The organism is Flavobacterium sp. K5-23, assembly GCF_023278045.1.
Lineage (GTDB): Bacteria > Bacteroidota > Bacteroidia > Flavobacteriales > Flavobacteriaceae > Flavobacterium.
On record NZ_CP056783.1, the window covers coordinates 2500431 to 2524322 of the forward strand.

Annotated in this window: 11 protein-coding genes; 7 read left to right on the plus strand and 4 right to left on the minus strand. The window is 35.1% G+C overall.

Annotated features, from left to right (window positions below; genetic code table 11):
* Positions 1-183 precede the first annotated feature (183 nt).
* From FLAK523_RS10930 to FLAK523_RS10960, 7 genes are all read left to right on the plus strand, one after another.
* Entirely contained in the window at positions 184-1800 is a 1617-nt protein-coding gene (locus tag FLAK523_RS10930) for an ABC-F family ATP-binding cassette domain-containing protein (RefSeq protein ID WP_248903358.1), read from the plus strand.
* A 281-nt stretch (positions 1801-2081) separates the two neighbouring features.
* Positions 2082-2627, plus strand: a complete 546-nt coding sequence (gene pyrR / locus FLAK523_RS10935; RefSeq protein ID WP_248903359.1) for a bifunctional pyr operon transcriptional regulator/uracil phosphoribosyltransferase PyrR — start codon at positions 2082-2084, stop codon at positions 2625-2627.
* Between the two features lie 6 nt (positions 2628-2633).
* Positions 2634-3560 carry an aspartate carbamoyltransferase catalytic subunit gene (locus FLAK523_RS10940; RefSeq protein WP_248903360.1) on the plus strand — a complete coding sequence of 309 codons (927 nt, stop codon included), beginning with the start codon at positions 2634-2636 and terminating at the stop codon, positions 3558-3560.
* A 57-nt stretch (positions 3561-3617) separates the two neighbouring features.
* Entirely contained in the window at positions 3618-3950 is a 333-nt protein-coding gene (locus FLAK523_RS10945) for a ribonuclease Z (RefSeq protein ID WP_248903361.1), read from the plus strand.
* Between the two features lie 64 nt (positions 3951-4014).
* Positions 4015-4935 carry a ribonuclease Z gene (locus tag FLAK523_RS10950; protein WP_248903362.1) on the plus strand — a complete coding sequence of 307 codons (921 nt, stop codon included), beginning with the start codon at positions 4015-4017 and terminating at the stop codon, positions 4933-4935.
* A gap of 32 nt (positions 4936-4967) precedes the next feature.
* A complete protein-coding gene (gene pdxH / locus FLAK523_RS10955) occupies positions 4968-5612 on the plus strand; it encodes a pyridoxamine 5'-phosphate oxidase (RefSeq protein ID WP_248903363.1) in 645 nt (214 codons plus the stop codon).
* 289 nt (positions 5613-5901) lie between these two features.
* Positions 5902-6405: a CAP domain-containing protein gene (locus FLAK523_RS10960; RefSeq protein WP_248903364.1), complete on the plus strand. Its 504-nt coding sequence runs from the start codon at positions 5902-5904 to the stop codon at positions 6403-6405.
* Between the two features lie 345 nt (positions 6406-6750).
* Here the strand turns inward: FLAK523_RS10960 and FLAK523_RS10965 are convergent, their stop codons facing one another.
* The 4 genes from FLAK523_RS10965 to FLAK523_RS10980 form a co-directional block, all read right to left on the minus strand.
* On the minus strand, positions 6751-8688 hold the full coding sequence (locus tag FLAK523_RS10965; protein ID WP_248903365.1) for an OmpA family protein: 1938 nt from the start codon (positions 8686-8688) through the stop codon (positions 6751-6753).
* 10 nt (positions 8689-8698) lie between these two features.
* Positions 8699-9607, minus strand: coding sequence for a type IX secretion system membrane protein PorP/SprF (locus FLAK523_RS10970; RefSeq protein ID WP_248903366.1), 909 nt, complete (start codon positions 9605-9607; stop codon positions 8699-8701).
* A 115-nt stretch (positions 9608-9722) separates the two neighbouring features.
* Positions 9723-22817: a gliding motility-associated C-terminal domain-containing protein gene (locus tag FLAK523_RS10975; protein ID WP_248903367.1), complete on the minus strand. Its 13095-nt coding sequence runs from the start codon at positions 22815-22817 to the stop codon at positions 9723-9725.
* Between the two features lie 570 nt (positions 22818-23387).
* Complete coding sequence (locus tag FLAK523_RS10980; protein ID WP_248903368.1) at positions 23388-23786, minus strand: hypothetical protein; 399 nt, start codon at positions 23784-23786, stop codon at positions 23388-23390.
* Positions 23787-23892 lie beyond the last annotated feature (106 nt).

Consider the following 23892-nt stretch of genomic DNA (forward strand, 5'->3'; position numbering starts at 1 on the left):
TAGATGAAGATTTAACTCTTGTTTGATACAGTGTCTTGATGCTTTTTAGAGATGTAATTATTAATTAGATTTGATGATTTTTCCAGAATTTTATTTTAAAAGCATTTTAAACCTAACATAAGTTCAAGATAGTAAATCAGTATTTTTTTTGTACTTTTGCAAAAATTTTATAAAAAGACATTCATGTTAACAGTTAATAATTTATCAGTTCAGTTTGGCAAACGAATTTTGTTTGACGAAGTAAATACCACTTTCACTCATGGTAATATTTATGGAGTTATCGGAGCTAACGGTGCTGGAAAATCTACCTTTCTTAAAATAATTTCAGGCGAAATGGATCCTACTTCAGGACACGTTCATTTAGAGCCAGGAAAACGTATGTCGGTTTTGAATCAAAACCACAATATGTTTGACGAACACACAGTTTTGGAAACCGTAATGATGGGGAACAAGGTTTTGTACAAGGTCAAAAAAGAAATGGACGAACTCTATTTAGATTATAACGATAAAAATGCGGATAGAATAGGGGAGTTACAAGTTCAATTTGAAGAAATGAACGGTTGGAATGCAGATTCAGATGCTGCTTCCATGCTATCCAATTTAGGGATATTAGAGGAACATCATTATACTTTAATGGGAGATCTTGAAGGAAAAATAAAGGTTCGTGTGCTTTTGGCTCAGGCGCTTTTTGGAAACCCTGATTTACTTATTATGGATGAGCCTACCAATGATTTGGATTTTGAAACTATTGCTTGGTTAGAGAATTTCTTGGCAAACTATGAGAATACTGTAATTGTTGTTTCGCATGACCGTCACTTTTTAGATTCGGTTTGTACGCATATTTCTGATATTGATTTTAGTAAAATAAACCACTATTCAGGAAATTATACTTTTTGGTATGAATCTAGTCAGTTAGCTGCTAAACAAAGAGCGCAACAAAACAAAAAAGCAGAAGAAAAGAAACAAGAATTAGAAGAATTTATACGTCGTTTTAGTGCGAATGTGGCCAAATCAAAACAAGCTACCTCTCGTAAAAAAATGATTAGTAAATTAAATATATCAGACATTAAGCCATCGAGTCGTCGTTACCCAGCGATTATTTTTGACCAAGAGCGTGAAGCAGGTGACCAGATTTTGAATGTACAAAATTTAGGAGCATCAATTGATGGAGATGTTTTATTTAAAGGTGTTGATTTGAATATGGCTAAAGGCGATAAAATCGTTCTTTTCTCTAAAGATTCACGTGCAACTACCGCTTTTTACGAAATTTTAAACGGAAACCAAAAACAAGATTCAGGGGAATTTGATTGGGGTGTAACTACTATCCAATCGTACTTGCCTGCTGAAAATCATTCTTTCTTTGAGAATGATTTGACTCTTGTAGACTGGTTGCGTCAATGGGTAAAAACGGAAGAAGAACGTGATGAGGTAAATATTCGTAGTTTCTTAGGGAAAATGATTTTCTCTGGAGAAGAAGCTTTAAAAACCTGTCGAGTATTATCAGGAGGGGAAAAAGTTCGTTGTATGCTGTCTCGTATGATGATGCAACGTGCTAACGTACTAATGCTTGATGAACCTACAAATCACTTGGATTTAGAGTCTATTACTGCGTTTAATAATTCATTAAAAAACTTCAAGGGTTCAATAATTTTTACCACCCATGACCATGAGTTTGCACAAACTGTAGGTAATAGAGTAGTGGAATTAACTCCAAAAGGTGTGATCGACAGTTATATGACTTTTGATGAATATTTAGAAGATGAAAAAATTCAGGAATTAAGAGTGAAAATGTATTCTTAAATTGAGTTTCAAAAATAATATTAAACCCTGAGTACTAACTCAGGGTTTTTTTATACTTTTTAAATTTCACCAAAGTCTTTGTTATCTTTTTAGTTCAGAATTAAAAAAAAGATGTGTTAAAATAGATAAAATTGGTATAAATAAAAGAATAGAATATCTTTGACTAAACCAATTGTAGATTTCGATTAGAATTTAATAAATGATATTATTTTCGAGGTTTATAATATATAAATCATAAAACGGAATTTGTATATTTGCAAAACCAAACACAACCCTTTACTATGACCCAAAAAGTATTGCTCAATTCCAAAGAAGTCAATATCATTCTAAATCGTTTGGCTTGTCAGTTAATTGAAAAACACCTTGATTTTTCGGATACGGTTTTAGTTGGAATTCAGCCAAGAGGGACTTTCCTGGCGGAACGTCTAAAGGAATTATTAGAAAAAGAATACAACACACCCGAAATTACTATAGGTTATTTAGATATCACCTTCTTCAGGGATGATTTCCGTAGAACCGATAAACCATTAGAAGCCAATAAAACCAAAATTAATTTTATTGTCGAAAATAAAAAAGTCATTTTTATTGATGATGTTTTATTTACCGGTAGAAGTATTCGGTCAGCCTTGACTGCAATACAGTCTTTTGGAAGACCTTCTGAAATAGAATTACTGGTTTTAATCGACAGACGTTTTAGCCGTAATTTACCAATTCAGCCTGATTATAGAGGAAGACAGGTGGATGCTATAAACAACGAGAAAGTAAAAGTGAACTGGAAAGAAAATGAAGGGGAAGACGGTGTTTTTTTAATTAATAATAATCAATAAATAAAGATGAGCGAACTAAGTGTAAATCATTTATTAGGAATAAAATACATTAACAAGAATGATATTGACCTTATTTTTGAAACCGCCGATCATTTTAAAGAGGTCATCAATCGTCCTATAAAGAAGGTGCCTTCCCTAAGGGATATTACTATTGCCAACATATTTTTTGAAAATAGTACAAGGACTAAACTTTCTTTTGAATTAGCTCAAAAAAGATTATCAGCAGATGTTATTAGTTTTTCGGCAGCACAATCCTCAGTTAAAAAAGGAGAAACGCTAATAGATACGGTTAACAATATTCTTTCGATGAAAGTGGATATGGTGGTGATGCGTCATGCTAATCCCGGTGCTGCTTATTTTTTGTCTAAAAACGTTAAAGCTAGTATTGTAAATGCTGGGGACGGTGCACATGAACATCCAACTCAAGCTTTACTTGATAGTTATTCGATTAGAGAAAGATTAGGAGATGTAGCCGGAAAAAAAGTGGTTATAGTGGGTGATATATTGCATTCGAGAGTGGCGCTTTCTAATATATATGCCTTGAAAATGCAGGGAGCTGAAGTGAAAGTTTGCGGGCCAAAAACCTTGATTCCTAGATATATTGAATCTTTGGGAGTTACAGTGGAACCTAATTTACGCAAAGCCCTTGAATGGTGTGATGTAGCCAATATGTTGCGTGTGCAAAATGAACGTCTTGATGTCAATTATTTTCCTTCAACTAGAGAATATGCTCAGCAATACGGATTAGATAAAACTTTATTAGATTCACTGAATAAGGAAATCGTAATTATGCATCCAGGACCAATCAATAGAGGAGTAGAGATAACCTCTGAAGTAGCCGACTCACAACAATCCGTGATTTTAAATCAGGTTGAAAATGGTGTGGCAATAAGAATGGCTGTAATCTATCTTTTAGCTTCAAAAATTCAATAATATTTTCAAATAATACTTAGTTTATAAGAACTGAGGAATTCTAAAAATTAATAGGTTATGAAAGTAGATCAAAAAGGACATACAACAACAATCAAAGATACTCAGGGGGATTTATCTTCGTTTATAAGTAAAATTACCAGTCAGAGTATTACATTTGAAAAAACCAATTTGATTATTGATCTTTTACCTTATGATTCATTAAAAGTAACTGATATTAAATTATTTTCACCTCTTTCTAAACAATTTAATAAAGCCAAAAAATCATTTGTAATTGTTGTTTCAGATACTGATTTTAATGCGATTCCTGAAAGTTTAACGGTTGTCCCTTCTTTGCTTGAAGCTCATGATATTATTGAAATGGATGAGATTGAAAGAGATTTAGGCTTTTAGAATAAAAGTATATCCCAATAAAGTTATGGGTTAAAAAACTAACTCATAACCCATAACTAAACGAATGAAACTAACCATACTCGGTTGCTATGCTGCAACACCTCGTACTTTTACCAATCCAACTTCACAAATTTTAGATATAAAAAACAGATTGTTTCTTATAGATTGTGGAGAAGGAACACAAGTACAACTTCGTAAAAACAAAATAAAATTTTCTAAAATTAACCATATCTTCATTTCACATTTACATGGAGATCACTTTTTTGGATTGATAGGTTTAATTTCTACATTTATGCTGCTAAATCGCACAACTGATTTACACATTTATGGGCCTAAAGGTATAAAGGAAATTATAATGCTTCAATTGAAATTATCTAATTCATGGACAAGTTACGGTTTGTATTTTCATGAATTAGTTTCAAAAGAGAGTGAAGTTATTTTTGAAGATGATAAAGTATTAGTTAAGACGATTCCTTTAAAACATCGTATATATACCAATGGTTTTCTTTTTCAGGAAAAGAAAGATAAAAGAAAGCTAAATGTTGATGCTGTGCAAACTTATGAAATTGAAGAATGCTACTTTCAAAACATTAAAAACGGAAAAGATATTGTACTTGACGATGGTAGGGTTATTGAAAATGATAAATTAACGTTTGATCCCGTTGCTCCTATGAGTTACGCATTTTGTTCGGATACGGCGTATGATGAAAGTATTATTCCAACAATCAATGAGGTGGATGTTTTATACCATGAATCCACTTTTTTAGAGTCAGAATCTGCCTTGGCTAATAAAACGATGCATTCCACCGCTAAAGAAGCGGCTACTATAGCATTAAAAGCAAAAGTTAAAACATTAGTTTTAGGACATTATTCGACACGATATGAAAGCATAGATAAATTTAAGGAAGAAGCGATAAGTATCTTTCCAGAAATCCTTCTAGCGAACGATGGTAAATCATTCGAATTTAAGAATGATAATTTTTAAAATTAGGCTATTATAATCTAACAATATAAAGAATGGAAGATTTAAGTAATTATAGAAAATCATATGAAAAAAGCGAATTATTAGAATCTTCTATTCCAGAAGATCCAATTAACCTTTTTAACAGATGGTTTCATGAAGTGGAAGATTTTGGAGGCAATGAAGAAGTTAATGCTATGACAGTTGCTACAATTGGTTTAGATGGCTTTCCAAGGTCTCGTGTTGTTTTGTTGAAAAAATATACAGAAGAAGGATTCATTTTTTATACCAATTATAATTCCGAGAAAGGGAAGGCTATTTCAAATAATCCAAAAATATGTCTGTCTTTTTTTTGGCATAGTATGGAGAGACAAGTGATCATAAAAGGAATTGCTGAGAAGACATCCGAAATCACTTCTGATAATTATTTTGATTCAAGACCAGATGGGAGTAAATTAGGCGCAATTGTTTCTAATCAAAGTACTGTAGTTTCTTCAAGGTTATTTTTAGAAGACAATTTAAAACAATTAGAAAAGGAATTTGAAGGTAAAGTAATTGCAAGACCACAACATTGGGGAGGGTTTATTGTAAAACCTATAGAAGTTGAATTTTGGCAAGGAAGAGCCAATCGATTGCATGACAGAATTAGATACAGCTATCAAGACGACTTTTCTTGGTCTATTGAACGATTAGCTCCATAATACGATTTATTATAAATTTTTAACCGCCTTTTGGCGGTTTTTTTTGTTCTTAATTTTTTTTGTTATTAAAATATTATTAACATTAACTGAAATTCAAGTTAAAGAAATACAATTTTTAATCATATTGTAAGAAAAAAGTGTTTTATAATTAATTTTTGTGTAGTTCATCGATTAAATTAAGTTATTAAACGATAATAGATGTAAGTTTGAGAAAGAAACAAAAGCAATTTTGATTATTAATATTAAAGAAGTTTGCCCCACAATCTACTTTAAACTTAAACTACTTATTATGAAAACAAATTTACTTAGAACAGTATTGTTCGTGGCTATGTTATGCACTTTGAATTCCTGTTCAGCAGATGCCTCAGAAGATACAACAGTAGAAGCGAAATCTCAAGTAGTTGTTAATTACGAATATAACTCTATTGAATTGGAAACAATGAGTATGATCAATGCTTACAGGGTAAGTGTTGGATTAAATGAGCTAAAGCAAATAAATCATATATCTCATAAATCAGAGGAACATGATAATTATATGATTGCAAATAATGTTGTAAATCACAATGATTTTGTTGCTCGATCAGAAAATATTATTAAGCTTCTAGGGGCTAAAACTGTAAGTGAAAATATAGCTTATAACTTTAGCACACCAGAATCGGTTGTAAAAGCTTGGCTAAACAGTCCTTCACACAAAGAAAACATTGTTGGTAATTTTACACATTTTGGAATTGCAATTAAAGAAAATCCTGCTAACGGTAAAAAATATTATACAAACATCTTCGCTAAAATATAATTTTAATTCCTATAATAAGGCTGCCTTCTCACAAAGGCAGCCTTTTTTTTTGTTATATAAGGGATTATAGTTTAATTCAATTCTTAAAAAAAAAACAGAAGTCCATAAAACTTATAGATTGCCTGTTTAAAGAGATTTAATAGATTACTGATAACCGCTATTATATAATTGAAGGGCAGTTATAAGAGCAAAAAATAGATTTAAATCATAAATATAACTTGATTATTATTAACAATTGCTCTTTCAAAAAAGGAAGTTTATAAAAACAGAAACCTCGGAAAAAAAATTCCCGAGGTTTCTGTTTTTATAAAGTAGTCTTGTAAATTATAAGTTTAAATTATAGTATTATAATGCAATAATAATAAATTCGCTACGTCTGTTCAATTGATGCTCTTCTTCTGTACATTCAATATCGTCAGCGCATTTATTTATTAATTGTGTCTCACCATATCCTTTTCCAGTTAATCTTTTTGGATTCACACCGTTTTTAACAAACCAACTAATTGTCGATTTTGCTCTTCTGTCAGATAAAGATTCATTGTATTTATGCGAAGCTCTACTGTCAGTATGCGAACGAATATCTAACTTCATCGTTGGATATGATTTTAATACGTCTAATATTTTTTCTAAATCTAATGCTGCTTCTGAACGGATATTTGATTTGTCTAAATCAAAATAAATCATTTTGATTCCGAAACACCTTCCTAAATCATCTCCATTAGTTACTTTACACTCTTCCTTTTCAAGAGTTATAGGTAAATTAGTTTTACCATTTTCAGAAACTATAGTTACTTTTTCTTCTTTTGATGTATAATCGGTTTTTTGAAATCTTAAAATATAAGTTTTACCACATTCTACAGTAAAGGAATATATTCCTTTTGCATCTGAAACTGTTGTATTAACTAAGTTAAATTTATTATCATATAAAGTAACCTTAGTATTTGGTAAAATTTGTTTTGAAACTAAATCAGTTATTTCTCCATATAATTCTTGTTCACAAGAAAGTTTTTTGGTTTCTAAGAATTTGTAAATATCATCATATCCTTGTCCGCCATCCCTGTTAGAAGTAAAAAAACCTCTTCGAGATTTAGTGTCAATCAAATAAGCAAAATCATCTTTTGGAGAATTAATATCGCCTCCTAAATTTCGAATTTCATTTAATGTTCCATCTAAATTTATTTTAGACATAAACACATCAAGTCCTCCTAGTCCCGGATGTCCATCTGATGCAAAATATATTTCGTTTTCATCATTTACAAACGGAAAAGTTTCTCTACCCGCTGTGTTTATCTTTGATCCTAAATTTTCAGGGGTGCCAAAGCTTCCATCTACATTTATTTTTACTTTAAATATATCGGATTGACCTAAGGTACCAGGCATATCAGAAGCAAAATACAAAGTGTTTTCATCTGAACTTAATGAAGGATGAGCTGTACTGTAATTATCATTATTAAATGGAAGTTCAGTTATGTTTTCCCATTTTCCATTTTCAAGACTTGCTTTGTAGATTTTAATTAAAGTAACATTATTAGCATCTTTTCCTTTTTTACCTCCATTATAATTATTTCTAGTAAAATACATAGTTTTACCATCTTTAGTAAAAGTAGGTGTAGACTCATTATACTTAGAATTAATTTTTTCATCAAATTTATCTGGATTTCCAGGAGTCTTTGATTCGTCTAAATCGGCAATGTATAAATTTGTAAAATATTGGTTAGTCCAAGTGTGTTTTCTTTGTGTTAAACTACCTGTATCTCTAGACGAAGCAAAAACTATTTTATTTAAATAAATAGCAGCTCCGTAATCTGAATATTTTGAATTAACTCCAGCATCTTGTATTTCATATCTTCCTGAATTTGCTTTTATTTCATCTAGGTAATTCTTGTTTTTCTGGAATAGTTTAGACCTATCATCGTTTCCAGATAATTGATTAAATTTCTCCATCATTAGATCTGCCTTGGAATTTTCACCTATAGCTCTTAATGATTGCGAATATCTGTAATAATACTCGGAATCTACCTCTGATGTAAGTGTAAATAGCTCAGTATACCATTTGGCCGCACTTTCTAGTTTGGCATTGAAGTAATATGCGTTTCCTAATTTCTGAAACATTGCCGCAGATTTATACCCTTTTTCTGCAATTCTCTCATATGTTTTTATGGCATCTATATAAGCATAATTATCATATTTTTTGTCAGCTGAAGTTACTTTATTTGTTTGTGAATAACTGTTATAAGAGAAAGTACTTAATATAGTTATGTATAGAATGATATATTTTTTCATGTTAATTATATTAGAAGAATCTTGGAGTGGTTATTTTTTTATCCTTTTTGAATAATTCATAGCGTAGAAATATCTCGTGTGATCCCGAATTATAATTTCCTAATTTAGTAGTATCAAGGTCATATCCGTATCCTATGTATATAGCATCGGATACTTGGAAACCAGCCATTGCACTAAAAGCAGCACTCCATCTGTAAGCAAGTCCAACAGAGAATTTATCGTTAAACATAAAATTTCCTGAAACATCAACCTGAAGTGGGGCACCTTGAACCATTTTAGTAAGCAATGCAGGTTTAAATTTTAAAGTATTATTTAAATCAAAAACGTATCCTGCTATTAAATAATAATTTATTTTTTCTTTGAAAATTGCTACTTCACTTGCATCATAACGATTACTTTCAATAAAATTAGGAACTGATAAACCGATATAAGCTTTGTTGGAATGGTAGTAAATACCCGCACCAATATTAGGTGAAAATCTATTGTTAAAATTATGTAGTTTTGGATCATCTTCCGCAGGGTTTAATCTTGTAACATCTAAATTAAATACATTTGCTGTTCCTTTAACTCCAAAAGAAAGTTTAAAATCTTCAGAAGTTGGTATGGAATAAGACAAATCTGCTGAAAAAGTATTTTCATTAGTTGGGCCTATTCGATCATTAATAATAGAGATTCCTAAACCTAAATTACTTCCATTTATAGGGGTATTCATTGAGGCTGTATTTGTAACTGGTGCGCCATCTAAACCAACCCATTGAGTACGGTGCAAGGCAAAAACACTAAGTACCCCTCTAGAACCGGCATATGCTGGATTTACATTAATGGTGTTGTACATATATTGTGTAAATTGTGCATCCTGTTGTGCAAAACTTGCAATAGTTGTAAACATCAAAACGATTGAAACTAATTTTATTTTCATAGTAGATATTTGAAATTTTTTTAAAGAATTCCATTTTTATTTGAAATCCGATTTAGTTTTAAAAAGCAATTTTTAAATACCTAAGGGGTTTTTGCCCCTCAGGTGTATTAGATACTTATCTTGTTAAATATAAAAAACCGTCTTTTTTGTTGGTTATTATTTTATTATTTCCGTCAAATGAGGTGTAATTCAAGATATAAAAGTAAGTTCCTGTTGGTAAACTAGTAGATTGAGTAATGGTAGTCCTACCTTCTGAATAACCTCTAAATGCTTTATTTACATTGTCATAGCCTTTAGTCTCAAAAACTAAAACTCCCCAACGATTATATATCTCAACAGTATTATCAGGGTAGCAGTTTGTATCTTCTATATTATCTATAAGAAATGTTTCATTGATTCTATCACCATTTGGAGAGAAAGCATTATGAACAGTTATAGTTCCACAACCTAATACAATAGACTTATCAATTTCTACAGTTCCACTTGCTCCTATCGGTTTGTTATCAGGCGTAAATCCATTTGCATAAGCGATATTGACTACTGAATCTTTAAATAAGTCACTTTCTGTAATCGTATAGTTTTGAATAAATTCTTTAGAAAACCCAGGTTCTAAAAGAGATATAATGCTATTTAAACCTGTTAAAGGATCTGTAACTACTATATTGTTAAGTGAAACATTACCCGTGTTTTTTACCTGTATAGTATAAATGATGACTTCACCAACACTACTATAACTTGTTGTATTAGCCGTTTTGATAACAACCAATCCAGGATTCTGATCCAAAACAGTAATAGTACACGGAATACAAGTAGGATCCACCACACAAGTAGTACAAGGAGTTGGATCGGTAGAAGTACCCGTTACTTTTGGACCTTTTGGAGGAGTTCCAGTAGCCGTAGCCAAATTGTAAACAATTCTAGCATCGATATCCGCTTGAGTAATCGTATGGATAGCCGTAAAAGTAGTACTGTCAGAAGCACCAGGAGCAAGAGATACAATAGGACCTCCGGTCACCACCGCGTTATTATCAGTTACCGTTACGTTAGTCAAAGCTACATCACCAGTATTCGTTACCACGAAGTTGTATTTCACTACATCTCCAATGTTAGTTTTACCGTCATTGTTCACATCCACATAAGTGCCGTCTTTAGTAATTTTTATAGAAGGATTTTCAGGTAAAACAGTAATAGTACACGGAATACAAGTAGGATCCACCACACAAGTAGTACAAGGAGTTGGATCGGTAGAAGTACCCGTTACTTTTGGACCTTTTGGAGGAGTTCCAGTAGCCGTAGCCAAATTGTAAACAATTCTAGCATCGATATCCGCTTGAGTAATCGTATGGATAGCCGTAAAAGTAGTACTGTCAGAAGCACCAGGAGCAAGAGATGCAATAGGACCTCCGGTCACCACCGCGTTATTATCAGTTACCGTTACGTTAGTCAAAGTTACATCACCAGTATTCGTTACCACGAAGTTGTATTTCACTACATCTCCAATGTTAGTTTTACCGTCATTGTTCACATCTACATAAGTACCGTCTTTAGTAATTTTTATAGAAGGATTCTCTGGTAAAACAGTAATAGTACAAGGGATACAAGTAGGATCCACCACACAAGTAGTACAAGGAGTTGGATCTGTTGAAGTACCCGTTACTTTTGGTCCTTTTGGAGGAGTTCCAGTAGCTAAAGCCAAATTGTAAACAATTCTAGCATCGATATCCGCTTGAGTAATCGTATGGATAGCCGTAAAAGTAGTACTGTCAGAAGCACCAGGAGCAAGAGATGCAATAGGACCTCCGGTCACCACCGCGTTATTATCAGTTACCGTTACGTTAGTCAAAGTTACATCACCAGTATTCGTTACCACGAAGTTGTATTTCACTACATCTCCAATGTTAGTTTTACCATCATTATTCACATCTACATAAGTACCGTCTTTAGTAATTTTAATTGAAGGATTTTCAGGTAAAACAGTAATAGTACAAGGAATACAAGTAGGGTCAACCACACAAGTAGTACAAGGAGTTGGATCTGTTGAAGTACCCGTTACTTTTGGTCCTTTTGGAGGAGTTCCAGTAGCCGTAGCCAAATTGTAAACAATTCTAGCATCGATATCCGCTTGAGTAATCGTATGGATAGCCGTAAAAGTAGTACTGTCAGAAGCACCAGGAGCAAGAGATACAATAGGACCTCCGGTCACCACCGCGTTATTATCAGTTACCGTTACGTTAGTCAAAGTTACATCACCAGTATTTGTCACCACGAAGTTGTATTTCACTACATCTCCAATGTTAGTTTTACCGTCATTGTTCACATCGACATAAGTACCGTCTTTAGTAATTTTAATTGAAGGATTTTCAGGTAAAACAGTAATAGTACAAGGGATACAAGTAGGATCCACCACACAAGTAGTACAAGGAGTTGGATCGGTAGAAGTACCCGTTACTTTTGGACCTTTTGGAGGAGTTCCAGTAGCCGTAGCTAAATTGTAAACAATTCTAGCATCGATATCCGCTTGAGTAATCGTATGGATAGCGGTAAAAGTAGTACTGTCAGAAGCGCCAGGAGCAAGAGATGCAATAGGACCTCCGGTTACCACCGCGTTATTATCAGTTACCGTTACGTTAGTCAAAGTTACATCACCAGTATTTGTTACTACGAAGTTGTATTTCACTACATCTCCAATGTTAGTTTTACCATCATTGTTCACATCTACATAAGTACCGTCTTTAGTAATTTTTATTGAAGGATTTTCAGGTAAAACAGTAATAGTACAAGGAATACAAGTAGGATCCACCACACAAGTAGTACAAGGAGTTGGATCGGTAGAAGTACCCGTTACTTTTGGTCCTTTTGGAGGAGTTCCAGTAGCCGTAGCCAAATTGTAAACAATTCTAGCATCGATATCCGCTTGGGTAATCGTATGGATAGCCGTAAAAGTAGTACTGTCAGAAGCGCCAGGAGCAAGAGATGCAATAGGACCTCCGGTCACCACCGCGTTATTATCAGTTACCGTTACGTTAGTCAAAGTTACATCACCAGTATTCGTCACCACGAAGTTGTATTTCACTACATCTCCAATGTTAGTTTTACCGTCATTATTCACATCTACATAAGTACCGTCTTTAGTAATTTTAATTGAAGGATTCTCTGGTAATACCGTAATAGTACAAGGAATACAAGTAGGATCCACCACACAAGTAGTACAAGGAGTTGGATCTGTAGAAGTACCCGTTACTTTCGGTCCTTTTGGAGGAGTTCCAGTAGCCGTAGCCAAATTGTAAACGATTCTAGCATCGATATCCGCTTGAGTAATCGTATGGATAGCGGTAAAAGTAGTACTGTCAGAAGCACCAGGAGCAAGAGATGCAATAGGACCTCCGGTCACCACCGCGTTATTATCAGTTACCGTTACGTTAGTCAAAGTTACATCACCAGTATTTGTTACTACGAAGTTGTATTTCACTACATCTCCAATGTTAGTTTTACCGTCATTGTTAACATCTACATAAGTACCGTCTTTAGTAATTTTAATTGAAGGAAGATTAACTCTAACAGTAACCGTAGCAGAATCACAGTTATTAGGATTTAATATTTCACAGATTTTGTATACCAAAGTATAATCACCGGCAGGCGTACCCGCAGCAACATTTACATTAGTTCCAGAAAGCGTGATACCAGTATGTGTAGCCGAAACAAAAGTGGTGTTCACCTTAGTTGGATCAACCAATACACCGTTCAGTTTGTCATTAACCAATACATTAGTGAAAGCAGTTCCGCCAACAAGTCCGTTAACTGCTGTTCCGTTATCATCGATTGCATCGATAAGAGCAGGGTTCACTTTAACAGTAACCGTAGCTGAATCACAGTTATTCGGATTTAATATTTCACAGATTTTGTATACCAAAGTATAATTACCGGCAGGCGTACCCGCAGCAACAAGTACATTAGTTCCAGAAAGCGTTATTCCAGTATGGGTAGCCGAAACAAAAGTGGTATTCACTTTAGTTGGATCAACCAGTACACCGTTCAGTTTGTCATTAACCAATACATTGGTAAAAGCAGTTCCACCAACAAGACCGTTAACCGCCGTTCCGTTATCATCGATTGCATCGATAAGAGCAGGGTTCACTTTAACGGTAACCGTAGCCGAATCACAATTGTTAGGATTTAATTTTTCACAGATTTTGTATACCAAAGTATAATCACCGGCAGGCGTACCCGCAGCAACATTTACACTAGTTCCAGAAAGCGTTATTCCAGTATGTGTAGCCGAAACAAAAGTAGTGTTCACTTTAGTTGGATCAACCAATACATTGTTCAGTTTGTCATTAACTAATACATTGGTGAAAGCCGTTCCGCCAACAAGACCGTTAACCGCCGTTCCATTATCATCGATTGCATCGATAAGAGCAGGGTTCACTTTAACGGTAACCGTAGCTGAATCACAATTATTAGGATTTAATTTTTCACAGATTTTGTATACCAAAGTATAATCACCGGCAGGCGTACCCGCAGCAACCAGTACGTTAGTTCCAGAAAGTGTTATTCCAGTATGTGTAGCCGAAACAAAAGTGGTGTTCACCTTAGTTGGATCAACCAGTACACCGTTCAGTTTGTCATTAACCAATACATTAGTGAAAGCAGTTCCACCAACAAGTCCGTTAACTGCTGTTCCGTTATCATCGATTGCATCGATAAGAGCTGGATTTACTTTAACAGTAACCGTAGCTGAATCACAGTTATTAGGATTTAATATTTCACATATTTTGTATACCAAAGTATAATCACCGGCAGGCGTACCCGCAGCAACATTTACATTAGTTCCAGAAAGCGTGATACCAGTATGTGTAGCCGAAACAAAAGTAGTGTTCACCTTAGTTGGATCAACCAATACACCGTTCAGTTTGTCATTAACCAATACATTAGTGAAAGCCGTTCCGCCAACAAGTCCGTTAACCGCCGTTCCGTTATCATCGATTGCATCGATAAGAGCAGGGTTCACTTTAACAGTAACCGTAGCTGAATCACAGTTATTCGGATTTAATATTTCACAGATTTTGTATACCAAAGTATAATCACCGGCAGGCGTACCCGCAGCAACAAGTACATTAGTTCCAGAAAGCGTTATTCCAGTATGTGTAGCCGAAACAAAAGTGGTGTTCACCTTAGTTGGATCAACCAATACACCGTTCAGTTTATCGTTAGTAAGTACATTGGTAAAAGCCGTTCCGCCAACAAGACCGTTAACCGCCGTTCCGTTATCATCGATTGCATCGATAAGAGCAGGGTTCACTTTAACGGTAACCGTAGCTGAATCACAGTTATTCGGATTTAATATTTCACAGATTTTGTATACCAAAGTATAATCACCGGCAGGCGTACCCGCAGCAACAAGTACATTAGTTCCAGAAAGGGTTATTCCAGTATGTGTAGCCGAAACAAAAGTAGTGTTCACTTTAGTTGGATCAACCAATACATTGTTCAGTTTGTCATTAACTAATACATTGGTGAAAGCCGTTCCGCCAACAAGACCGTTAACCGCCGTTCCATTATCATCGATTGCATCGATAAGAGCAGGGTTCACTTTAACGGTAACCGTAGCTGAATCACAATTGTTAGGATTTAATTTTTCACAGATTTTGTATACCAAAGTATAATCACCGGCAGGCGTACCCGCAGCAACATTTACATTAGTTCCAGAAAGCGTTATTCCAATATGTGTAGCCGAAACAAAAGTAGTGTTCACCTTAGTTGGATCAACCAATACATTGTTCAGTTTGTCATTAACCAATATATTAGTGAAAGCCGTTCCGCCAACAAGACCGTTAACCGCCGTTCCGTTATCATCGATTGCATCGATAAGAGCTGGATTTACTTTAACGGTAACCGTAGCTGAATCACAGTTATTCGGATTTAATATTTCACAGATTTTGTATACCAAAGTATAATCACCGGCAGGCGTACCCGCAGCAACATTTACATTAGTTCCAGAAAGCGTTATTCCAGTATGTGTAGCCGAAACAAAAGTGGTGTTCACCTTCGTTGGGTCAACCAGTACACCGTTCAGTTTGTCATTAACTAGTACATTGGTAAAAGCCGTTCCGCCAACAAGACCGTTAACCGCCGTTCCGTTATCATCGATTGCATCGATAAGAGCTGGATTTACTTTAACGGTAACCGTAGCTGAATCACAGTTATTCGGATTTAATATTTCACAGATTTTGTATACCAAAGTATAATCACCGGCAGGCGTACCCGCAGCAACATTTACATTAGTTCCAGAAAGCGTTATTCCAGTATGTGTAGCCGAAACAAAAGTGGTATTCACTTTAGTTGGATCAACCAGTACACCGTTCAGTTTGTCATTAACTAATACATTGGTAAAAGCCGTTCCACCAACAAGACCGTTAACCGCCGTTCCGTTATCATCGATTGCATCGATAAGAGCAGGGTTCACTTTAATGGTAACCGTAGCTGAATCACAGTTGTTCGGATTTAATATTTCACATATTTTGTATACCAAAGTATAATCACCGGCAGGAGTACCCGCAGCAACATTTACATTAGTTCCAGAAAGCGTTATTCCAGTATGTGTAGCCGAAACAAAAGTAGTGTTCACCTTAGTTGGATCAACCAATACATTGTTCAGTTTGTCATTAACTAATACATTAGTAAAAGCCGTTCCACCAACAAGACCGTTAACCGCCGTTCCGTTATCATCGATTGCATCGATAAGAGCAGGGTTCACTTTAACGGTAACCGTAGCTGAATCACAGTTGTTAGGATTTAATATTTCACATATTTTGTATACCAAAGTATAATCACCGGCAGGCGTACCCGCAGCAACATTTACATTAGTTCCAGAAAGCGTTATTCCAGTATGGGTAGCCGAAACAAAAGTAGTGTTCACCTTAGTTGGATCAACCAATACATTGTTCAGTTTGTCATTAACTAATACATTAGTAAAAGCCGTTCCACCAACAAGACCGTTAACCGCCGTTCCGTTATCATCGATTGCATCGATAAGAGCTGGATTTACTTTAACAGTAACCGTAGCTGAATCACAGTTATTAGGATTTAATATTTCACATATTTTGTATACCAAAGTATAATCACCGGCAGGCGTACCCGCAGCAACATTTACATTAGTTCCAGAAAGCGTGATACCAGTATGTGTAGCCGAAACAAAAGTAGTGTTCACCTTAGTTGGATCAACCAATACACCGTTCAGTTTGTCATTAACCAATACATTAGTGAAAGCAGTTCCGCCAACAAGTCCGTTAACCGCCGTTCCGTTATCATCGATTGCATCGATAAGAGCAGGGTTCACTTTAACAGTAACCGTAGCTGAATCACAGTTATTCGGATTTAATATTTCACAGATTTTGTATACCAAAGTATAATCACCGGCAGGCGTACCCGCAGCAACAAGTACATTAGTTCCAGAAAGCGTTATTCCAGTATGTGTAGCCGAAACAAAAGTGGTGTTCACCTTAGTTGGATCAACCAATACACCGTTCAGTTTATCGTTAGTAAGTACATTGGTAAAAGCCGTTCCGCCAACAAGACCGTTAACCGCCGTTCCGTTATCATCGATTGCATCGATAAGAGCAGGGTTCACTTTAACGGTAACCGTAGCTGAATCACAGTTATTCGGATTTAATATTTCACAGATTTTGTATACCAAAGTATAATCACCGGCAGGCGTACCCGCAGCAACAAGTACATTAGTTCCAGAAAGGGTTATTCCAGTATGTGTAGCCGAAACAAAAGTAGTGTTCACTTTAGTTGGATCAACCAATACATTGTTCAGTTTGTCATTAACTAATACATTGGTGAAAGCCGTTCCGCCAACAAGACCGTTAACCGCCGTTCCATTATCATCGATTGCATCGATAAGAGCAGGGTTCACTTTAACGGTAACCGTAGCTGAATCACAATTGTTAGGATTTAATTTTTCACAGATTTTGTATACCAAAGTATAATCACCGGCAGGCGTACCCGCAGCAACATTTACATTAGTTCCAGAAAGCGTTATTCCAATATGTGTAGCCGAAACAAAAGTAGTGTTCACCTTAGTTGGATCAACCAATACATTGTTCAGTTTGTCATTAACCAATATATTAGTGAAAGCCGTTCCGCCAACAAGACCGTTAACCGCCGTTCCGTTATCATCGATTGCATCGATAAGAGCTGGATTTACTTTAACGGTAACCGTAGCTGAATCACAGTTATTCGGATTTAATATTTCACAGATTTTGTATACCAAAGTATAATCACCGGCAGGCGTACCCGCAGCAACATTTACATTAGTTCCAGAAAGCGTTATTCCAGTATGTGTAGCCGAAACAAAAGTGGTGTTCACCTTCGTTGGGTCAACCAGTACACCGTTCAGTTTGTCATTAACTAGTACATTGGTAAAAGCCGTTCCGCCAACAAGACCGTTAACCGCCGTTCCGTTATCATCGATTGCATCGATAAGAGCTGGATTTACTTTAACGGTAACCGTAGCTGAATCACAGTTATTCGGATTTAATATTTCACAGATTTTGTATACCAAAGTATAATCACCGGCAGGCGTACCCGCAGCAACATTTACATTAGTTCCAGAAAGCGTTATTCCAGTATGTGTAGCCGAAACAAAAGTGGTATTCACTTTAGTTGGATCAACCAGTACACCGTTCAGTTTGTCATTAACTAATACATTGGTAAAAGCCGTTCCACCAACAAGACCGTTAACCGCCGTTCCGTTATCATCGATTGCATCGATAAGAGCAGGGTTCACTTTAATGGTAACCGTAGCTGAATCACAGTTGTTCGGATTTAATATTTCACATATTTTGTATACCAAAGTATAATCACCGGCAGGAGTACCCGCAGCAACATTTACATTAGTTCCAGAAAGCGTTATTCCAGTATGTGTAGCCGAAACAAAAGTAGTGTTCACCTTAGTTGGATCAACCAATACATTGTTCAGTTTGTCATTAACTAATACATTAGTAAAAGCCGTTCCACCAACAAGACCGTTAACCGCCGTTCCGTTATCATCGATTGCATCGATAAGAGCAGGGTTCACTTTAACGGTAACCGTAGCTGAATCACAGTTGTTAGGATTTAATATTTCACATATTTTGTATACCAAAGTATAATCACCGGCAGGCGTACCCGCAGCAACATTTACATTAGTTCCAGAAAGCGTTATTCCAGTATGGGTAGCCGAAACAAAAGTGGTGTTCACTTTAGTTGGGTCAACCAGTACACCGTTCAGTTTGTCATTAACTAATACATTAGTGAAAGCCGTTCCACCAACAAGACCGTTAACCGCCGTTCCGTTATCATCGATTGCATCGATAAGAGCAGGGTTCACTTTAACAGTAACCGTAGCTGAATCACAGTTATTCGGATTTAATATTTCACAGATTTTGTATACCAAAGTATAATCACCGGCAGGCGTACCCGCAGCAACATTTACATTAGTTCCAGAAAGCGTTATTCCAGTATGTGTAGCCGAAACAAAAGTGGTGTTCACTTTAGTTGGGTCAACCAGTACACCGTTCAGTTTGTCATTAGCAAGTACATTAGTGAAAGCCGTTCCGCCAACAAGACCGTTAACCGCCGTTCCGTTATCATCGATTGCATCGATAAGAGCAGGGTTCACTTTAACGGTAACCGTAGCCGAATCACAATTGTTAGGATTTAATTTTTCACAGATTTTGTATACCAAAGTATAATCACCGGCAGGCGTACCCGCAGCAACATTTACATTAGTTCCAGAAAGTGTTATTCCAATATGTGTAGCCGAAACAAAAGTGGTGTTCACTTTAGTTGGGTCAACCAGTACACCGTTCAGTTTGTCATTAACCAATACATTGGTAAAAGCCGTTCCGCCAACAAGACCGTTAACTGCCGTTCCGTTATCATCGATTGCATCGATAAGAGCTGGATTTACTTTAACGGTAACCGTAGCAGAATCACAGTTGTTCGGATTTAATATTTCACAGATTTTGTATACCAAAGTATAATCACCGGCAGGCGTACCCGCAGCAACATTTACATTAGTTCCAGAAAGTGTTATTCCAGTATGTGTAGCCGAAACAAAAGTAGTGTTCACCTTCGTTGGATCAACCAATACATTGTTCAGTTTATCATTAACTAATACATTAGTGAAAGCCGTTCCACCAACAAGACCGTTAACCGCCGTTCCGTTATCATCGATTGCATCGATAAGAGCAGGGTTCACTTTAACGGTAACCGTAGCCGAATCACAATTGTTAGGATTTAATTTTTCACAGATTTTGTATACCAAAGTATAATCACCGGCAGGCGTACCCGCAGCAACATTTACATTAGTTCCAGAAAGCGTTATTCCAATATGTGTAGCCGAAACAAAAGTGGTGTTCACCTTAGTTGGATCAACCAATACATTGTTCAGTTTGTCATTAACTAATACATTAGTAAAAGCCGTTCCACCAACAAGACCGTTAACCGCCGTTCCGTTATCATCGATTGCATCGATAAGAGCAGGGTTCACTTTAATGGTAACCGTAGCTGAATCACAGTTGTTCGGATTTAATATTTCACATATTTTGTATACCAAAGTATAATCACCGGCAGGAGTACCCGCAGCAACATTTACATTAGTTCCAGAAAGCGTTATTCCAGTATGTGTAGCCGAAACAAAAGTAGTGTTCACCTTAGTTGGATCAACCAATACATTGTTCAGTTTGTCATTAACTAATACATTAGTAAAAGCCGTTCCACCAACAAGACCGTTAACCGCCGTTCCGTTATCATCGATTGCATCGATAAGAGCAGGGTTCACTTTAACGGTAACCGTAGCAGAATCACAGTTATTAGGATTTAATTTTTCGCATATTTTGTATACCAAAGTATAATCACCGGCAGGCGTACCCGCAGCAACAAGTACATTAGTTCCAGAAAGCGTGATACCAGTATGTGTAGCCGAAACAAAAGTAGTGTTCACTTTAGTTGGATCAACTTTGTTACAGTTTAAAAAGTCGTTAGTCAATACATTAGTAAACGTGGTACCGCCAACGTATCCATTAATTGTAATTCCTGTATCATCGTTAGCAATAATATTATTTGTTACGTTTAATTCGGCAACACATGTGGTTTCGTTACCACATAAATCTTTTACTGTTAAAGTAATATTTGTGACACCAGTTCCAACTTTTGTTCCTGCAAGTGGGGATTGAGATATTATTAAAGAGTTTGATGTTGTACAATTATCGCTTGCTGTAACATCAAAGGTGAAATCTGGCACTAGAGCTTCGCAATTTGAATTTGAAGTAATAGTTTGTTTTTTTGCACATGATAAGATTCTTGGAGTTACAATATCCGTCACATTGATGGTTTGGGTAAACTCGGTACTTGTATTGTTACATAAATCCGTTGCTACCCATTTATTGATATACGTTCCTCCACAACTATTAGGTAGAAAAGAACCAGATGTTTTTGTATAAGTTATATTGGAGTTGCAATCAGTCGCTAATGGTTTTAATGCTTGGGCTTCAGCTAAAGTTGTCGAATTCCCACATTCTACTGTCCTATTCAAAGATCCCGCAACGCTTGTCCATACAGGTGCAGTAACATCTTTTATTGTATAGGTGTAAGTCCAATTACGGGTATAGGTTCCCGTACTTGGGCTACACGTTGAATAATCATTATAAGACCAAGTATAGGATTTAGTTGTGTTACATGGTGAATTAGGGTTAGCATCAACTATGGATGGACCCGTAAACAGAATGGTATTTCCGCAATTATCTTTAAAGCTGGGTGTTGTAGGTGTTGTTGCTTGAGAAACGCAACTAACCGTAGCCCCTCCATTCATGAATACTGAAATAAAATTAGTTCTTCCACATGAATCGGTCACTTTTAACCTAATAGCAATATTTCCAATAACTGAAGGTGCAGTATAGGTAGGAGATGCTGAATTTATATTTGAAAATGTTCCGCCTCCAATGGCTGACCATTCGTATGTAGTTGATCCAATATTACCATTTATAGTTGCACTTAATGGATAAGTGGTATTTGGGGATAAGGCTGATGGGAAATTAGTTGCAAGTGTTATGGATAATTGTTTTTTCACACCCGATAATAGCAAAAAGTTAAAGAAAGCCCTTTGAGAGGCTATTTTCTCTTCTGTAGTTCCGTCATTTAAATGGTGTCCCGCCTGATACATAACCATTCCTTTACTCTCGTCTCCATATGTTGGTCCATAAGCTATATATGCAGCAGGTTTTGAAGGGAAATTATAAGTAACGCCACTGTCATAATAATTATCTTGATAAACGGCAACCTTAGTGGTTGATCTCCATAATGATCCTGATTTTGGAAGGTAAATCTGTTCTGACCCGTTTAATGCACCACCCGTTTTACCAATAAATTGCATTACGGGGTCAATGGAAACGGAAGAATTGTATGATTCAGATATTGATGTTGAAGGTTTGTTATGATTATCCCAAGGTACAAGACCATTTGTTGTAAGGAAATTAAAAGGATTTGGTGAAATCAAGTCTAATGCGCTTACAGCATGACAACCTGCCCATAAGTATCCCCCTTGATCCATATAATTTCGTAAAGCTGTTATATAATTTGAGGGCCATTTTTTTTCTTCATGAGGATCAGCATGTGGTAAAACATATATGTCATCACAACTGCTAAGCTGGGTTGGATTCCCTTGAGTTATATATGAAGTTGAAGGAACTCCTGCATTGGCATAGTTAGGAGTTATTAAAGAACTATTATTAGAGTCTAATACTGCTCTTGGCCAATAAGTAATTTTATTATAGATTGGTGCTGTAAAAGCAGTTGCTATTGGTCCATCGACAACAACACCATTAGCTCTCCAAGTAGCTATTAAATTTCCTAAAGAGGAAGCGTCTTCAGAAGAAATTATAAAAGGGCCTCCTTTATAACTCTTTCCGCCTGCTGATGATGGGAGTGTAAAATCTACACCATCTTTAATTTTGGATGAATTAATGGACCAGTAAACAGGGACATTATTATCACGAATAAGACTATAAATCAAACCATAAGGTTTTAATCCTTTGTCCATAGTTGTATTCTGTCCCATATCGATGATATAGGCGCCTGCATTAAACGTTTGTGATGAATTTTGGGAATGTATATTACTAACAAACATAAAAAATGCTAGCAATATGAAAGTAATTTTTGCTTTCATATAATCAAATTTTTAATTTAATGTTTTAAAAATATTTTTGGAATTAAAATATTTGCATATAATTATCACCAATAGAATGTAGATTTCTATTATTATTTTACTTAATGCTATTTAAAAACAGCAAAAATGCAAAGTGGAATAATTAAAGTAAATAAGTCAAGGTTTATTAAAAAGGAAAAGTGTTCTTTTTAGATGAATAGGGAAGTGTAATTGTTGTAGGTAAAATTCTTTAATAATAGTTTTCATTTAAATTTGGGATAAAATATAAGTAGGTTTAGTAACGTCAAAATTTATTAATATGCGAATCTAATTTTTTACATTTAGATTGTTAATACATCTTCGATTAATAACATAATTACTCGTTAAAATACATTTATATAAGTTTGCCGAGCTAAACGATTGATATTAATATAAAAAATTGTAAGTATATTTGTGTTTTGGCTATTATAAATATTTTAACAAGATAAGTTATTCATTAATTGAAATTTTATAAAAAAAAACCATTGTGAGAAATTATCAAGATAATTTCTCACAATGGTTTAACATAATAGTTTTATAAAATATTCTGCTCTATTTTTTTACAAGTGGAGATTCAAGTTTTGCAACAAATTTTGTGTCATACTTTTCTAAGAATTCGCTTGCTTTATTATTTTGTCCAGTTAATTTCAATGAGTGAGCATATTGTTGATAATATTTTTGATCTAAATCAGTGGTCATTTTGAATAATTCACCATACCATCTCGCTGCTTTTTCATATTCGAAATTTTCATAAAATGAGTTTCCTAATTTTTGAAACATATCAATAGATTTATAGCCTTTTTCAGCTACTCTTTCATAGGTGCTTATTACATTTATAGATACAAATTTAACTTCATTTGTTCCAAGGTCTGAGTGATTTGATTTTTGACCAAACATACTTAATGAAATGACACTAAATAGAGTGATATAAATTAAAGTGTTTTTTTTCATATGAAGTCTTTTTTAGTAGGTATTTAGGGTTTAGTTTTTTCTTACTAAAGATATAAACGCATTATACTTTTAAATTATTTTAATCTTTATATAATTAATATAAAAT

Bases quoted from the DNA above. Each gene is read 5' to 3' on its own strand.
- FLAK523_RS10930 (WP_248903358.1), top strand. From the start codon at position 184: ATGTTAACAGTTAATAATTTATCAGTTCAGTTTGGCAAACGAATTTTG.
- FLAK523_RS10960 (WP_248903364.1), top strand. From the start codon at position 5,902: ATGAAAACAAATTTACTTAGAACAGTATTGTTCGTGGCTATGTTATGC.
- FLAK523_RS10965 (WP_248903365.1), bottom strand. From the start codon at position 8,688: ATGAAAAAATATATCATTCTATACATAACTATATTAAGTACTTTCTCT.
- FLAK523_RS10970 (WP_248903366.1), bottom strand. From the start codon at position 9,607: ATGAAAATAAAATTAGTTTCAATCGTTTTGATGTTTACAACTATTGCA.
- FLAK523_RS10980 (WP_248903368.1), bottom strand. From the start codon at position 23,786: ATGAAAAAAAACACTTTAATTTATATCACTCTATTTAGTGTCATTTCA.
- FLAK523_RS10950 (WP_248903362.1), top strand. From the start codon at position 4,015: ATGAAACTAACCATACTCGGTTGCTATGCTGCAACACCTCGTACTTTT.
- FLAK523_RS10940 (WP_248903360.1), top strand. From the start codon at position 2,634: ATGAGCGAACTAAGTGTAAATCATTTATTAGGAATAAAATACATTAAC.
- pdxH (WP_248903363.1), top strand. From the start codon at position 4,968: ATGGAAGATTTAAGTAATTATAGAAAATCATATGAAAAAAGCGAATTA.
- FLAK523_RS10975 (WP_248903367.1), bottom strand. From the start codon at position 22,817: ATGAAAGCAAAAATTACTTTCATATTGCTAGCATTTTTTATGTTTGTT.
- FLAK523_RS10945 (WP_248903361.1), top strand. From the start codon at position 3,618: ATGAAAGTAGATCAAAAAGGACATACAACAACAATCAAAGATACTCAG.
- pyrR (WP_248903359.1), top strand. From the start codon at position 2,082: ATGACCCAAAAAGTATTGCTCAATTCCAAAGAAGTCAATATCATTCTA.